The following is a 15,291-nucleotide window of genomic DNA, read 5'->3' as shown; positions in this document are numbered from 1 at the left end:
AACGAACACATAACGAAAAAGGGCAAAATCCCAATTAGCCAGTAAACTCAAAAAGGCTAAATGTTTTTGTTCAAACAAAACCAATAAATAGCTATTAAAAATGACAGATATATTGCTATAATGCGCGCCTCTTATAGACAGATATATCTATAGCTGCACAACCCAGCAAGCTTATTAACTATAGAGAAAGTTACTAAAATGAACTTAAATGTGAGATATTGTGAAAAGTCATAAATTGCAAGGAAGTACTTCAAAAGAAGTCGACGCAATGAATTCAAACGAATATCATCAGCAACACCTTCCCGATGACGACGAAATTGACCTAGCAGAGCTTTGGCATGCTATATGGTCAGGCAAACTATTAATTATTGCTATTAGTGGCTTATTCGCTATTTCATCAATTATCTATGCGATTAATCAACCTAACATATATAAAGCTACAACCCTATTAGCACCTGCTAGTGAGCAAGGTGGCGCAAGTGGCTTATCTAAAATGGCTGGCCAGTTTGGTGGTTTAGCAAGCCTTGCCGGCATTAATCTTGGTGGTGGCGGCACAGATAAAACAGGCCTAGCGCTTGAAGTATTAAAGTCTAGAGTATTTCTCGAAAAATTCATCAATAAACACCAGTTATTAGTACCTTTAATGGCGGCTGAAAATTGGAATGCTAAGACAAATACACTGATATTGAATGGCGACGTTTATAACGCGACAACTAAAACATGGGTAAGAGAAGTTAAAGCACCTAAAAAACCTCAACCTTCTTCATGGGAAGCTTATAAAACGTTTAAAGATATTTTAGTGGTGGCAGCGGATAAAGAAACGGGCATGATCACCCTAACTATAGAACATTACTCACCAGAAATTGCCACGCAGTGGTTATTATGGCTAGTAAGTGATATTAACGCCGCCATGCGCGAACAAGACAAAGCCGAAGCGCAACGTAGTATCGACTATTTATCCACTAAGCTACAAGAAACTCAACTAGCCGACATGCAAACGGTGTTCTATCAGTTAATTGAGCAACAAACCAAAACCATCATGTTGGCCGAAGTATCACTAGAATATGTGTTGAAAACCATTGACCCCGCCAATGCGCCAGAAGAAAAAGCAAAACCTAAACGAGCCTTAATTGTTGTGCTAGGTACTATGTTAGGTGGCATTTTATCGGTGTTAATCGTGTTAGTGCGTTATTTTTCTAATAAAGATAATAAAGGTAATAATAAAGACGACATTAACCATTCAAATAGTGCTAACCAAGTTGCTGAGCCAATATCAGGTTCGACTACTGCTGCTCAAGCGTCAGCTGAAGTTACAAGTAAACAGGAGTATATATAATGATAATTGCTGCCTTAACTGCCTTCTGCTTTGCTTTTATTGCAATAAAAGTGTTCAAGCCTATTGCCATTGATGTTGGCTTAGTAGACAAACCGAATGCACGCAAACATCATGACGGACAAGTGCCATTGATTGGCGGCATTTCAATATTTGCTGCTGTATTAGCGGCCAGCCTAATCTGGCTGCCTAATACCTTAGAATTACGTATGTACCTAGTTGCCTCTGCGATGATGGTGTTTATTGGCGCACTGGATGATAAATTCGATCTTAAAGTACGCATTCGAATTGTTGGGCAAATTATTATTGCTAGTTTAATGATTTATGGCGTAGGTGGTTATATATCAAACTTAGGTAACTTATTTAGTTTTGGCGATATTGAACTCGGCCCCGTAGGCATCGTATTTACTTATTTTGCCATTATTGTGGTGATTAATGCTTACAACATGGTTGATGGCATTGACGGTTTAATTGGTAGCTTAAGTTTAAATACCTTTACCGCCATTGCGATATTATTTTTAATCAGTGGTAATACAAGCTACTTAAGCTATCCACTAATTTTAGCGACAGCAACCTTACCTTATTTGATGTTTAATTTAGGTTTTTTCAAAAGTTATAGCAAAAAAATATTTATGGGCGATGCCGGTAGTATGTTTATCGGCCTAAGTGTTATATGGCTATTAACCATTGGCACACAAGGCGAAAGCGCATCATTTAGGCCAGTAACCGCATTATGGATATGTGCCATACCTTTAATGGACATGCTGGCTATAGTTATGCGCAGATACCGTAAAGGTAAATCTCCTTTCAAGCCAGACCGAGATCACTTACACCACATATTACAACGCGCAGGTTTGTCTTCACGGCAAACACTAGTAGTTATTTCAATCGCTTCGGCACTTATGTCGATATTAGGTGTGTTAGGTGAATATTTTCAAGTACCTGAAAGCATTGAGTTGGCGTTATTTGTGTTGATATTCATTCTTTATAATAAGTATGCTCGGCATTTTAGTTGGAAGTATGATGAGTAAATACTTCAAATAAAAATAGTGTACCTTATTTACAGAAAAATGAAGAGGCGTTAGCGAAGGTTAGCGTTTTGTTGATTAAATGTCATTAAAGCAGCTTTTAGACGAACAAGAAAGTGACCTGTTCACAACAAAATTATATCAGGCCGGTATTACTCTGAGTTTAGGTATTGAAGGTTTTCAATAACATTCTAGGCACATCAATTAATTTAAAAAATATAGGAATAGATCATGAGTTTTACATTTGACTCCGTTAAAATTGGTATTATCGGCCTTGGCTATGTAGGTCTACCTCTAGCAGTAGAATTTGGTAAAAAATTTAACACCACGGGCTTTGATATTAATAAGGAACGTGTTGAGCAGTTACAAAACGGAATAGATGCAACACTTGAATGCTCATCGGAAGAATTAAAAGAAGCTAGCAAACTAGCTTATAGTGCCAATAAAGACGATCTTCAATCGTGTAATGTCTATATTGTAACTGTTCCTACACCTATTGATGAACATAAGCAACCGGATCTAACACCTCTAATTAAAGCGAGTGAAATGTTAGGCAAAGTGATAAGTCAAGGCGACATTATTATTTACGAGTCAACAGTTTACCCTGGCGCTACCGAAGAAGAATGTATTCCCGTAGTTGAGGGTGTTTCAGGGTTAAAATTCAACCAAGATTTTTATGCAGGTTACTCGCCAGAACGTATTAACCCGGGTGATAAAGAACATCGTGTCACTAATATTTTAAAAGTCACTTCAGGTTCAACCCCCGAAATTGCTGAAAAAGTAGATCAGCTTTATAAAACAATCATCATCGCCGGTACTCACAAAGCAAGTTCTATTAAAGTGGCAGAAGCAGCTAAGGTAATTGAGAATACTCAGCGTGATGTCAATATTGCACTTATAAATGAGCTATCAATTATATTTAATAAGCTTGATATTGATACATTAGAAGTGCTGGAAGCTGCGGGCACTAAATGGAATTTCTTGCCCTTCCGTCCAGGTTTAGTGGGCGGTCACTGTATTGGTGTTGATCCTTACTACTTAACGCATAAAGCACAGTCTGTTGGTTATCACCCAGAGATGATCTTAGCTGGGCGCCGTATAAATGACGGAATGGGTGCTTATGTTGTATCTCAATTGGTTAAGAAAATGCTGAAAAAACGCATACAAGTTGAAGGTGCTAATGTATTAGTAATGGGGCTTACTTTTAAAGAGAATTGTCCTGATCTTCGAAATACCAAAATTGTAGATATTATCAGTGAACTAAAAGAATATAATATTAATACAGATATTGTAGATCCTTGGTGCTCAAGTGCTGAAGCTGAACATGAATATAATTTAAAACTGATAGATGAGCCTAAACAAGCGCATTATGATGCCGTTATTTTAGCAGTATCTCATGATGAGTTTAAAGCTCTAGGTGCTGAAAAAATTAAAGCATTGTGTAAAGAAAATCATGTGGTTTATGACTTAAAGTATGTTCTTCCTAAAGATAAAGTTGATATGCGATTATAGTGGGAAAGTCTTATTCCCATATGTAATAGGGAATTTCATGATCATTGAATATACAGAAAGAGTTAATAAAATTGATGACTAAATACCAAGAAATAAAAAACAATTTAAAAATAGAACCTAAAACATGGTTGATTACAGGTGTCGCTGGTTTTATCGGCTCTAATTTGCTTGAACACCTATTATTATTGGATCAAAAAATAGTCGGTTTAGACAACTTTGCTACCGGCCATCAACATAACTTAGATGAAGTAAAAAGCTTGGTATCAGATAACCAGTGGCAAAATCTCACATTTATTGAAGGTGATGTACAAGATTATAATACTTGTACACAGGTGTTACATAATGTTGATTATGTATTGCATCAAGCTGCTCTTGGCTCTGTTCCTCGTTCAATAGCTGATCCCATCACCAGTAATGCCGCAAATATTACGGGTTTCTTGAATATGCTACAAGCAGCTAAAGAAGCTAATGTAAAAAGTTTTACTTATGCGGCAAGTAGTTCTACCTATGGCGATCATCCAGCATTACCTAAAGTAGAAGAAAATATTGGTAACCCTTTATCTCCTTATGCTGTTACTAAGTATGTAAACGAGCTTTACGCTGGTGTATACGCTAAGACCTATGGTTTTAAATCTATAGGTTTACGCTACTTTAATGTATTTGGTAAACGTCAAGACCCTGATGGTGCGTATGCAGCGGTGATCCCCAAATGGACAGCTTCACTTATTAAAGGTGAAGCAGTTTTTATTAATGGAGATGGTGAAACAAGTCGAGATTTTTGTTTTATTGAAAATACCGTTCAAATGAATATTTTAGCTGCAACAGCATCAGAAGAAGCAAAGAATCAGGTTTATAATGTAGCCGTCGGCGATAGAACCACCTTAAATATTCTTTATAGCTCTATACAAAAAGCACTTGCTGAAAATAATGTTCATAATAATAAAAAAGCAACTTATAGAGATTTTAGAACTGGTGATGTTAGGCATTCACAAGCAGATATAAGTTTAGCCAAGGAACAGCTTGGTTATACTCCTGAATTCGCTATTGACGCTGGTATTAAACAAGCAATTTCGTGGTATACAGAAAGAAGTTGAAGGGAGTCTTAAATTGAAAAATAGGATATCTGCATTAGACGGTTTACGTGGTTTAGCCGCTTTGTCAGTTGTAATATACCATTATACATTTAGATACAATGAATTATATTCTCATGACTATATAAATGAATTGCTTTTCTCTTGGGGGCATTACGGTGTAGATTTATTTTTTATAATAAGTGGTTTTGTTATTTTTTATTCTGCGTCTAAAGGTGGAAACCTTAAAAAATTTATAGAAGCACGTTTTTTTAGGTTATATCCTACTTATTGGGTGTCAATGTTATTGACATTCATAACTGTAAGTTTATACCAGCTACAAGGCAGAGTTGTTGATATAAAAACAGCCTTTTTAAATTTAATTATGTTTCAAAATTATTTAGGAATAAAAAGTGTCGATGGTGTGTATTGGACTTTAGCTATTGAACTAAATTTTTATTTTTGGATTGGCCTAGCAGTCTATTTTAAAAAGCTGAAAAATTTTGTCTATATAAGTAGCCTAATTTGTCTATTAAGTGTATTTACTCATAATTCACAGTTCATTTTTGCAAAAGTTTTTAATGTTTTACTTTTTACATATTACCTTCCTTATTTTGTTTTTGGCATGTCAATATTTTTATTGAAAATGAATAATGATTTGCGCCAAGGTTGGTTTGGTATCTTTTCCACTATTACGTGTATATTGTTAGCACGGAACAGTATTGATGATGTTTTTGCTTCAATTATTTGCTTTAGTCTTTTCATCGTTGTTATTAAATATGATTTTAATATCTTTTCTAAGGGCTTTCTTAAGTTTTTTGGCGTTATTTCATATCCTCTATATTTATTACATCAAAATATTGGGTATGTAATAATTCAATACTCTGTAACGAAAGGCATTTCTGAATGGTGGGCTATTCTAATTGCTTTTTTAAGTTCTGTTATTTTAGCTTGGGGAATACATGAACTTATAAGTAATAAACTTACATTATCTATGAAAAATATGTATTCGAAATCAGTATATCCGAATGCTGGTTGAACAATGAAAATAAAACATGTGGTGGTTTTACAGTCACTTTTATTCTTGTTATTACCTATACTGTCTTTTATATGGATAGTCGTAGAAGCAGTTCCTAAATCAAAGATACAGTCATTCGTCATTTCATGTTTTATGGGCTTATGCGCATATAATCTAATACCGTACCAGGGTATGGACTTAGTAGTTTATTATGAGCGCTATATTGCTTTGGTTGACTTAAACTTCGTCGATATACATGAGAGTTTTAACTCTAACTTTGGTGTGATTTATCTTATCAAATTAATAGAAGTATTAGGTTTTCCAAAAGAATTCATCCCTTTTATAGTAACAACTTTTTCCTATATAGCTATATTTAAAGCTATCGATATTATCGTTGATGGTCAAGATATATCTAAAAGTCAATGGCGACTTATTATAATAACTACTTTGTTAGTCGTTTCATTTGTTAATAGTGCGATTGGTTTACGAAGTGGTTTGTCAACTTCCTTATTTTTAATGGCTATCGCTTATGGCTTGAAAAACGAATGGTGGAAATTCTATCTCATTGGAATTATTTCGATATTTATTCATGTGTTTATAGCTTTGGGCTTTATCATTATAATCTTAGTAAGGCAGCTTCCAAAAAGTTTCAGCGTAATAACCCCAAAACTTTTGATTTTTTCACCACTATTAATTTTTATGGGGCTGGGGGTTGAACTTGTAGTCAATTCTGTGTCAATTTTTCTTCCCAAACAGTTAGCAGAATATGTTGTTAACTCATATATTCTGCATGAAAGCTGGGGACATAATGCAGAACTTAATTGGAAAACAAAGTTAGTTTCTTTGGTATTTATGTCATCAACATTCTATGCATCTTTACTTTATTTGTCTTTGAAAAAAAGTTTGAATAATGATTTTGAACTAGCAGCCTCTTTCTTAATTTTATTTGTAAGCCTTATGTGGGGTTTTTTTGCTATTTCAGAACGCTATAAATACCTTATTCAGTTAGTTGTTTTTTTACTGATTTTATACAGAATATTTTCTTGTGACATTCACTCGCGGAAGAGGTTAATGTATAAAACCCCTGTTATTTTATTCTTTATGGCTTCTATTCTTTCTACCTCTTGGGGAATGTATAGGTATAAAGTTGTAATTAAAGACTCTTATCATTTTTTAGCTCAACCTTTTTTATTTTCTTTTTTTAATGAAGTCGATATTAATAACTTAAGGTATGTACCAGCTACTTAGTTGGAATATAAATCTACTATGTCAGGTGTCTTTTTACTCTTTGCCAATGTTTGTTATGTTATTTGTCAATTTTTAGTTTTATCAATACTTTCTAAAAATTTTACTCCCAATGAATTAGGCGAATATTTTTTAGCTTTAGCGATATCCGCACCAGTAATGATCTTTTTTGCGTTAAAATTTAATGCGTATGTTATAACAACAAAAGATTTTGATGTTGATGAAAATAAAGGGAAGTTATTGGTAGCTAGAATAATATATTCGGCTGTTGGTATCGGTTTGTCGTTTGCTATATATAGTTTGTTTTTTTATTCATCTATTTCATTCGGTGTTATTAGCTTTGTATTATTAATTAAATTATTAGAGCAGTTTGATGATTTTTTTGCTGCATATTTTTCAAAAAATTTAGAATTTATAAGTTTTGCAAAAATAAAGATAACGAGAGGTGTAGGGTTACTTTTTTGTGTTCTTTTATCGCTATACTTAACCTCTAACTTCAATGATTTAATGATATTAAGTGCTATTTTGTACTGTGTTTTTTGGTGCTTAAGAAGTTGGGTATTTATAGCTAAACCCGTTTGGATTAGTTTTGATGAATTAAAACTGATTTTAAAAAAGATGTATACAATGGGGCTCAGTAGCTCGTTTCAATCACTCGCTACTAGCGGTAGTAGAACTTACATCGGTATTGCTATGGGAACTAGTTCGCTCGCTACATTTGGTTGTATATCATATTTATTAACAGCGGTTAATTTGGTTACCAATGCCTTAGGTACATATTATTTACCACACTTTACGAACAGAATTCATAGCAAAAAATTGTTTTTAAAAAAATTAGTTGAATCTCAATTTATTGTGCTTTTACTCTCTATCATCTTACTCTTTATTACTTTTACTTTTAGCGAAGATATATTGACGCTGTTATTTAATAAAGATGTTGCTTCATATAGTTTAGGTTTGTTTATTTTGTCATTTTCGGCCTCGTTTAAGGCGTCATCAAACTTAATGGGAACTGCTTTTGTCAGTACGAATAAATACTCACTACAATTAATATTTACAATTGTAAACCTTATCGCTTTGTCGTTATTTTTGTTCGTTTTTAAGTCAAGTGATTTAATGGGGGTTTTTTGGGCGTTGTTATTAGCAACAGTAATAGAGTGGTCACTAATGTTAGTTATTTCAATAAGGTATTTCAATGGTTACTTTAAATCAACTCATACATAAAATTTATTTATACTTTTTAATGAAGCGAAACCCTATAAAATTTGCCGTAGTTATAGGTGTCAAAGTAGGGAGGAATTGTAGAATAATCAGACCAAATTCAGGAACTTTTGGCTCAGAGCCTTATCTTGTTGATATTGGAGATAATGTTACTGTTGCTAAAGGGGTAGAATTTATAACTCATGACGGTTCACTGCAGCTATTTCGAGCTAAAGAGCCTCTTATTGAACTTTTCGACAAAGTTACCATTGGTGATAACGTATTTGTTGGCGTTAATTCAGTGTTATTACCAGGCACAACGATTCAAAATAATGTGATAGTTGGCGCTGGAAGTATTGTAAAAGGCATACTTGAAGAAAATAGTGTTTATGCTGGAGTGCCTGCGAAGTATATTTGTTCTTTAGATGAGTTTCTTACTCGAAATAGAAGTAGATTTTCTTATTTTAGAGATCTTAATGCTGAAGATAAAAGAAAAGCGATCATAGAGAGGTTTATCAGTTGAAGGTATTAATATTATTGAGTCGCTTACACCGTGGCGGTGCTGAAATAAGAACTTTGAATTTACTTAAGTTTATAAAGCTAAATTACAGTGTTGAAGTTACTATTTTTTTAACTTCAGGCGATACAGGTGTTTTAGATGACGAATTTAGAAAACTAGCTGAAATTGTTTACCGTGATAAAAAAACAAGCATCTTACAGAGTTATTATTACGTCCTTAAGCAAGTACAACCGACAGTTATACATATTAATGCAAACTTAGCTAGTGGTGTATATTGCTTTGTAGCAAAAATATTGCATGTGCCGGTAAGAATTTCGCATATTAGAACTGCTGCAGATTATGGGCATGGTGCTATTTATAAGACAAAAAAAGTTTTATTTAATATGTTAACCAATGCCTTTTCGACTAAGGTCATTGGTGTTTGCGATGGCGCAAGAACACTCACTAATACACCGTTAAATAAGTGGGAAACAGTTTACAATGGCATTGATACTTCAACAGTCTTAGATTCCCCAAAACATACATTAAAGGGAGAGCATAAGAGAATTATTATGCTCGGTCGAATAGATCCAGTGAAAAATCATAAATTTATTATTAATGTTTTTTCGTCATTTTCAAAGGACGATAATATTACACTTGATATTTTTGGTGAAGGCGAAAGCGCTTATGTTGACAGCCTTAAAGCATTAATAGAAAAACAAAACCTAATAGATATCGTTAATTTAAAAGGCGAGACTTCAAATCCTCTTGAAACAATCAATAATTACGACCTGATGGTATTGCCTTCATTGCGGGAAGGTTTACCAGGTGTTGTTCTAGAGTCGCTTAGTTGTGGTGTGCCAGTTATTTCAGCGAAACTATTAGGTGCACTTGAAATAGCTAAATATTCAAGTCATGTAAAATGCTTAACTACTTCGAAAGGATCAGAGCTTGAGTGGAAAAATGAAATTAATGCCTTTCATGTAGAGGACGATCGAATGGGCATTAAATCAGAGTTAGAGCAATCCCCTTTTATTTATGAAAAACATTGTAAAATAATATATTCAATCTGGAGCGGAAGTTAATGAGAAAACTATTATTTGTTCATGACCACGTATTTCTTCAAGGTGGTGATGGGAAAATATATTCGCCAGGCGGTTTTCCATCAAGTTTATGGAATAAATATTTAGAGCATTGTGATACGTTAAATGTCATAGGCCGGTTTGGTGGGAGAGTAAGTTCAGCTGAAAATAACCATGTTCTTTCAACGCATGAAAATGTTCAATTTAATTTTGTTGATAAGTTATCAAATCCAGTAGCATTAATCAAAAATGGTAAAAAAGTTGCTCAAAATATAGCTGATTTGGTTAGAGATTCAGATTGTGTGATTGCAAGACTTCCAAGTGAAAATGGCCTAATAGCAATTGACGAAGCAATAAAACAAGGCAAGCCAATTTGTATTGAAGTTGTTGGTTGTATTTGGGACGGTTTATGGAATTACGGAAGTATACTTGCTAAGTTATATGCGCCACTGGCCTATATGAGAATGCGTTCCGCTGTAAAGAGATCTAATTTTGTTCTTTATGTTACAAATCATTTTTTACAATCGAGATATCCTTGTTGCGAGGGTATAACGACCGTTTCTGCAAGTAATGTAATGGTTCACACAAAAGAAGCTAATTGGTCAAAAAGGAGTTATGGCAAAAAAATCACCTTTGGGCTTATTGGTAACTATAAAACTAAGTATAAGGGTATTGATATAGCTATTAGAGCTTTAGCAAAGGCAAAATGGTTAGATAAAGAGTTTGAGTTTAGAATACTCGGAAAAGGTGACTCTTTAGAATATAAATTATTAGCAAAGGAACTGGGGGTTGAAGATAGTGTTTATTTTGATGAACCATTGCCCAGTGGTAAGCCTGTATGGGATTGGTTAGATAATATTGACGTATACATGCAACCAAGCCTTCAAGAGGGCTTGCCACGGTCACTAATAGAGGCTATGAGTCGCGGGTGTGTAGCGTTAGGCTCTACTACTGGAGGTATACCAGAACTTATAGAAGATAAGTTTATTCATCCTGCTGGTAATATTTCTCTACTAAGCAAAACGATTGATAATTTAATGTTAAAGAAGAATGAATTTGATCAAATATCGAAAAGAAATATCGATGAGTCTCGTAAATATGATCATGAAATAATAACCTTAAAAAGGCAGAGCTTTTTTTCTAAGTTTATAAAGGGCTAAATATTGGAACAAATAAAATACCAATTTAGATTTGCGCTGCCTATGTGGTTTATGCAGCTAATGTGTGCTTGGTTACCTGACAATAGAATAAGCATTCGTATGCGAGGCATTTTGATGTCTTGTATTCTACCCAATAGGCCTAGTGGCCTTACAGTCGGTAGGGATGTCACATTACTTGGTATTGATAAGTTGATTATTGGAACAAATGTTTATTTGGCGAAAGGTACGTGGATAAACGCTATTGGTGGAGTAGTTATAAAGGATGACGTTTTACTTTCGCCATACGTAATTATAGCCTCCTTAACTCATGGCTATACAGGTGAAAATTACTTCGGAAAGTCAAAGGCTGCTCTCATTACTATTGAGTGTGGTTGTTGGATTGCCTCACATGCAACTATAACAAGTGGAGCCTACATAGCACCATGCTCTTTAATTGCTGCAAATTCTGTTGTTATTGGCTCTACAGAGCCTCACACAATATATTCTGGTGTCCCTGCAAAAAAAATAAAGGCAAGAAAATAATATGAAATTGTGTGTGATTATTACTGTATCGCAAAATTTATATAGTTTATATAGGGATCAATTTAAGTTTTTGAAAGATAGAGGAGTTGATGTTACTGCTATTGCTGCACCTGGTCCTGAACATCAATTACTTAGAGAACAAGGCATTAAGACTGTTGAAATACCTATGTGTAAACGACCTTCACCCTTTAACGATTTGTTATCTCTCTTTAAATTGTGGAGGCACCTTATATTCAATAAATATGATGTTATAAGTATTTCAACACCTAAAGCCTCTCTACTCGGTGCCATGGCTTCTTTTTTTAGTCATCATAGAAATGTGATATTCACTATAAGAGGAAGAGCTTATGAGAGCGAGGTAGGTTTAAAAAGAAAATGCTATATGCTGATTGATAAACTCATTTGTAAATTGTCTAGTAATGTTTTTTGTATATCAAAAGAGATTAGCAAGGACTTTATTGATAGTGGCCTTGTAAATCCAAACAAAATATTTGTATTAGGTGAAGGGTCAAGCAATGGCGTTGATTTGGGCAAATTTACGCGTTCACAAGACTTAAAAGTTAGAGCCGATTTAATACGCGAAAAATTCAATATAGGTGATTCAGATAAAGTTTGTTTGTATAGTGGCAGACTAAGAAAAGATAAAGGGATAACTGAACTCGTCGAGGCATTTTCTTTGTTAAATGATCTTGGTAATACGCACTTGATTATTCAAGGTGCTTTTGATGATACCGACCCATTGGACACCCGTATCTTAGATTTAATTAATATAAGCCCAAAAATACACCTGGCTCCGTGGTCGTATTGTGTAGAAGAATACTTTCAATGTGCGGATGTGTTTGTTTTTCCGTCATACCGAGAAGGGTTTGGAAATGTTGCTATCGAAGCGTCTGCCATGGAACTTCCAGTTATTGCCTTTGATGTAATCGGTTGTAGAGAAAGTGTTATGGATAATTATACTGGTATTTTAGTGAAGTCTAAATCTGTGGAAGAACTTTCCAGCGCAATGAGAACTTTGATTAAAGATGAAAAGCTTGCTAAAAAATTAGGAAGTCAAGGAAGGCAGAGGATAGAAGAACATTTTGATAGTGCAATCCTATGGGAGAAGCTGCTCGAAGTTTACAAAGGTATGCTTAAATGATTTTATTATTTTTTACTGTGAAATCATACCACTTAATGAGTAAATAGATTTTATAGATAAGTGCTTGGCTAGTTTAAATACTTCAAATTACAGAATGTTGATTTTTACCAAAAACCGTAAATGTTCACCTCATTTATGACTATTACCATAAAGGAATAATATGAATATCACAATCGCTGGAACGGGTTATGTAGGCCTATCAAACGCAATGTTGTTAGCGCAACATAACACTGTTATTGCGGTTGATATTATTAAAGAGAAAGTTGATTTATTAAAAGATAAAAAATCGCCTATTTCAGATGTTGAAATTGAAGACTTCTTGCGAAATAAAACGATTGATTTTACTGCAACCCTAGATAAAGAATTTGCCTATAAAAACGCCGACTATGTAATTATTGCCACGCCAACAGATTACGACACGGTAACTAACACTTTCAACACAAAAAGTGTTGAAGCGGTCATTAAAGATGTAATGGCTATTAACCCAACAGCAGTTATGGTCATTAAGTCTACTGTACCTGTTGGTTATACGGCACGTATTAAAGAAAAATTGGGCTGTGAAAATATACTATTTTCACCTGAGTTCTTACGAGAAGGTCGTGCACTTTTTGATAATTTGCATCCTTCACGTATTATCGTGGGTGAAAAGACAGAGCGAGCAACTATATTTGCTAATTTATTAGCAGAAGGCGCGATAAAGAAAAATATTGATATTTTGTTTACTAACTCTACTGAAGCCGAAGCTGTTAAACTTTTTTCGAACACTTATCTTGCTATGCGTGTTTCTTATTTTAATGAATTAGATTCTTATGCGGAAACGCACAACTTAAATGCTAAGCAAATTATTGAAGGAGTAGGATTAGACCCTCGTATTGGATCACATTATAATAATCCTTCTTTTGGTTACGGTGGTTATTGTTTACCTAAAGATACCAAACAGCTGTTAGCTAATTACCAAGACGTACCTAACAACTTGATCAGTGCAATTGTTGATTCTAACACCACACGTAAAGATTTTATCGCCGATTCTATTATCAGTAAAAACCCTAAAGTGGTCGGTGTGTATCGTTTGATCATGAAAAGTGGCTCAGACAATTTTAGGTCTTCATCTATTCAAGGTATTATGAAACGAATCAAAGCTAAAGGTATTGAAGTGGTGATTTATGAGCCAGTATTAGAAGAAAAAGAATTTTTTCATTCAGCAGTATATAACGATCTTGCAGCATTTAAAACAATTTCAGATGTGATAGTGTCAAACCGAATGGACGACGAACTAGCTGACGTTGTCGATAAAGTTTATACCCGTGATCTCTTTGGCAGTGATTAGTTGGCAGTGATTTTTTAACAAGTGTTTTATTCAAACTATTAAGAGCTTTTTATGAAGTATTTAGTAACCGGCGCGGCCGGGTTTATAGGCTTTCACGTAACAAAACGTTTATGTGAACAAGGTCATGATGTTGTTGGTATTGATAATCTCAATGATTATTATGATGTTAATCTTAAATTAGCACGTTTGGCTGAGTTAGATCAGTTTACAGATAGCAACGCTAAAAATATTAACGGGAATTTTCGATTTATAAAGTTAGACCTTACAGAACGTGAAGGGATTGCCACATTATTCATCAATGAAAAATTTGATCGTGTTATTCATTTAGCAGCCCAAGCAGGAGTTAGGTATTCAATTGATAATCCTATGGCCTATGCCGACTCTAATTTAATTGGCCATTTAACTATTCTTGAAGGTTGTCGTAATAACAATATTGAACATTTAATATATGCTTCTTCTAGTTCTGTTTACGGTTTAAATAATAAAACACCGTTTTCCACTAGCGATTCGGTTGACCATCCTGTTTCACTTTATGCTGCTACTAAAAAATCTAATGAATTGATGGCGCATAGCTACTCTCATCTTTATGATATTCCAACTACTGGTCTACGATTTTTTACAGTTTACGGTTCATGGGGGCGACCAGATATGGCGCCTTATATATTTACAAAAAAAATTCTAGATGGCGACACTATTGATATTAACAACAATGGTGATATGTGGCGTGACTTTACCCATGTAGATGACATTGTTGAAGGTGTTGTTCGCATTGCCGATGTAATACCTGAACGAGATATTACATGGAAAGTTGAAAGTGGCTCGCCAGCCTCTAGTTCAGCCCCTTATTCTATTTATAATATAGGGCATGGGTCGCCGATTAATTTGATGGGATTTGTTAAAGCCATCGAAGATGAACTTGGTATTGAAGCAAAGAAAAATTTTCGTGAAATGCAGGCGGGCGATGTTTACCAAACATTTGCTGAAGTAAATGATTTATTTGATACTACAGGCTATAAATCGCAAGTTAGCGTTGAAAAAGGTGTTGCTGAATTTGTAAAGTGGTATAAAGAGTTTTATAAGAAATAGTTACTGTATATCAAAATTTATCGTATATATAAAATGATACAATTTAGTATCATTTTATATATATACTG

14 protein-coding genes are annotated in these 15,291 nt (G+C 34.2%); all 14 read left to right on the top strand.

From position 1 onward, the window contains the following. The first annotated feature begins 268 nt into the window (after positions 1-268). Complete coding sequence (locus H4J61_RS07220) at positions 269-1,336, top strand: Wzz/FepE/Etk N-terminal domain-containing protein (RefSeq protein WP_182184523.1); 1,068 nt, start codon at positions 269-271, stop codon at positions 1,334-1,336. Continuing rightward, positions 1,336-2,364: a UDP-N-acetylglucosamine--undecaprenyl-phosphate N-acetylglucosaminephosphotransferase gene (gene wecA / locus H4J61_RS07215; protein ID WP_182184522.1), complete on the top strand. Its 1,029-nt coding sequence runs from the start codon at positions 1,336-1,338 to the stop codon at positions 2,362-2,364. Before H4J61_RS07220 ends, wecA begins: the two co-directional genes overlap by 1 nt. Positions 2,365-2,592: 228 nt before the next feature. Next, entirely contained in the window at positions 2,593-3,873 is a 1,281-nt protein-coding gene (gene tviB, locus H4J61_RS07210; RefSeq protein ID WP_182184521.1) for a Vi polysaccharide biosynthesis UDP-N-acetylglucosamine C-6 dehydrogenase TviB, read from the top strand. Between the two features lie 74 nt (positions 3,874-3,947). Further along, positions 3,948-4,967 carry an NAD-dependent epimerase/dehydratase family protein gene (locus H4J61_RS07205; RefSeq protein ID WP_182184635.1) on the top strand — a complete coding sequence of 340 codons (1,020 nt, stop codon included), beginning with the start codon at positions 3,948-3,950 and terminating at the stop codon, positions 4,965-4,967. Positions 4,968-4,980: 13 nt separating this feature from the next. Continuing rightward, positions 4,981-5,982 carry an acyltransferase gene (locus tag H4J61_RS07200; protein ID WP_182184520.1) on the top strand — a complete coding sequence of 334 codons (1,002 nt, stop codon included), beginning with the start codon at positions 4,981-4,983 and terminating at the stop codon, positions 5,980-5,982. Positions 5,983-6,153: 171 nt separating this feature from the next. Next, complete coding sequence (locus H4J61_RS07195; protein WP_182184519.1) at positions 6,154-7,209, top strand: EpsG family protein; 1,056 nt, start codon at positions 6,154-6,156, stop codon at positions 7,207-7,209. Positions 7,210-7,227: 18 nt separating this feature from the next. Beyond that, entirely contained in the window at positions 7,228-8,430 is a 1,203-nt protein-coding gene (locus tag H4J61_RS07190) for a hypothetical protein (RefSeq protein ID WP_182184518.1), read from the top strand. Further along, positions 8,402-8,929, top strand: coding sequence for an acyltransferase (locus H4J61_RS07185; RefSeq protein ID WP_182184517.1), 528 nt, complete (start codon positions 8,402-8,404; stop codon positions 8,927-8,929). Before H4J61_RS07190 ends, H4J61_RS07185 begins: the two co-directional genes overlap by 29 nt. Continuing rightward, the gene (locus H4J61_RS07180) at positions 8,926-9,990 is read left to right on the top strand and encodes a glycosyltransferase (protein ID WP_182184516.1); all 1,065 of its coding nucleotides are present in this window, start codon (positions 8,926-8,928) and stop codon (positions 9,988-9,990) included. Before H4J61_RS07185 ends, H4J61_RS07180 begins: the two co-directional genes overlap by 4 nt. Next, positions 9,990-11,147 carry a glycosyltransferase family 4 protein gene (locus tag H4J61_RS07175; protein ID WP_182184515.1) on the top strand — a complete coding sequence of 386 codons (1,158 nt, stop codon included), beginning with the start codon at positions 9,990-9,992 and terminating at the stop codon, positions 11,145-11,147. The genes H4J61_RS07180 and H4J61_RS07175 overlap by 1 nt, the downstream gene beginning before the upstream one ends. A 3-nt stretch (positions 11,148-11,150) precedes the next feature. Then, positions 11,151-11,669, top strand: coding sequence for an acyltransferase (locus tag H4J61_RS07170; protein WP_182184514.1), 519 nt, complete (start codon positions 11,151-11,153; stop codon positions 11,667-11,669). 1 nt (position 11,670) lies between these two features. Beyond that, a complete protein-coding gene (locus H4J61_RS07165; RefSeq protein ID WP_182184513.1) occupies positions 11,671-12,810 on the top strand; it encodes a glycosyltransferase family 4 protein in 1,140 nt (379 codons plus the stop codon). 160 nt (positions 12,811-12,970) lie between these two features. After that, the gene (locus H4J61_RS07160; RefSeq protein WP_182184512.1) at positions 12,971-14,137 is read left to right on the top strand and encodes a nucleotide sugar dehydrogenase; all 1,167 of its coding nucleotides are present in this window, start codon (positions 12,971-12,973) and stop codon (positions 14,135-14,137) included. 51 nt (positions 14,138-14,188) lie between these two features. Then, a complete protein-coding gene (locus tag H4J61_RS07155) occupies positions 14,189-15,223 on the top strand; it encodes an NAD-dependent epimerase/dehydratase family protein (protein WP_182184511.1) in 1,035 nt (344 codons plus the stop codon). Positions 15,224-15,291: the final 68 nt, after the last annotated feature.

Origin of the sequence: Colwellia sp. MB3u-4, from assembly GCF_014077065.1 — a bacterium.
In the GTDB taxonomy this organism is placed as follows: domain Bacteria; phylum Pseudomonadota; class Gammaproteobacteria; order Enterobacterales; family Alteromonadaceae; genus Cognaticolwellia.
Note: the sequence above shows the minus strand (reverse complement) of the source record. Positions and strands in the feature narration are given on the sequence as shown.

Coding starts and splice junctions, on each gene's coding strand:
- H4J61_RS07220 (WP_182184523.1), top strand. CDS start 269: ATGAATTCAAACGAATATCATCAGCAACACCTTCCCGATGACGACGAA.
- wecA (WP_182184522.1), top strand. CDS start 1,336: ATGATAATTGCTGCCTTAACTGCCTTCTGCTTTGCTTTTATTGCAATA.
- tviB (WP_182184521.1), top strand. CDS start 2,593: ATGAGTTTTACATTTGACTCCGTTAAAATTGGTATTATCGGCCTTGGC.
- H4J61_RS07205 (WP_182184635.1), top strand. CDS start 3,948: ATGACTAAATACCAAGAAATAAAAAACAATTTAAAAATAGAACCTAAA.
- H4J61_RS07195 (WP_182184519.1), top strand. CDS start 6,154: ATGGACTTAGTAGTTTATTATGAGCGCTATATTGCTTTGGTTGACTTA.
- H4J61_RS07190 (WP_182184518.1), top strand. CDS start 7,228: ATGTCAGGTGTCTTTTTACTCTTTGCCAATGTTTGTTATGTTATTTGT.
- H4J61_RS07185 (WP_182184517.1), top strand. CDS start 8,402: ATGGTTACTTTAAATCAACTCATACATAAAATTTATTTATACTTTTTA.
- H4J61_RS07175 (WP_182184515.1), top strand. CDS start 9,990: ATGAGAAAACTATTATTTGTTCATGACCACGTATTTCTTCAAGGTGGT.
- H4J61_RS07165 (WP_182184513.1), top strand. CDS start 11,671: ATGAAATTGTGTGTGATTATTACTGTATCGCAAAATTTATATAGTTTA.
- H4J61_RS07160 (WP_182184512.1), top strand. CDS start 12,971: ATGAATATCACAATCGCTGGAACGGGTTATGTAGGCCTATCAAACGCA.
- H4J61_RS07155 (WP_182184511.1), top strand. CDS start 14,189: ATGAAGTATTTAGTAACCGGCGCGGCCGGGTTTATAGGCTTTCACGTA.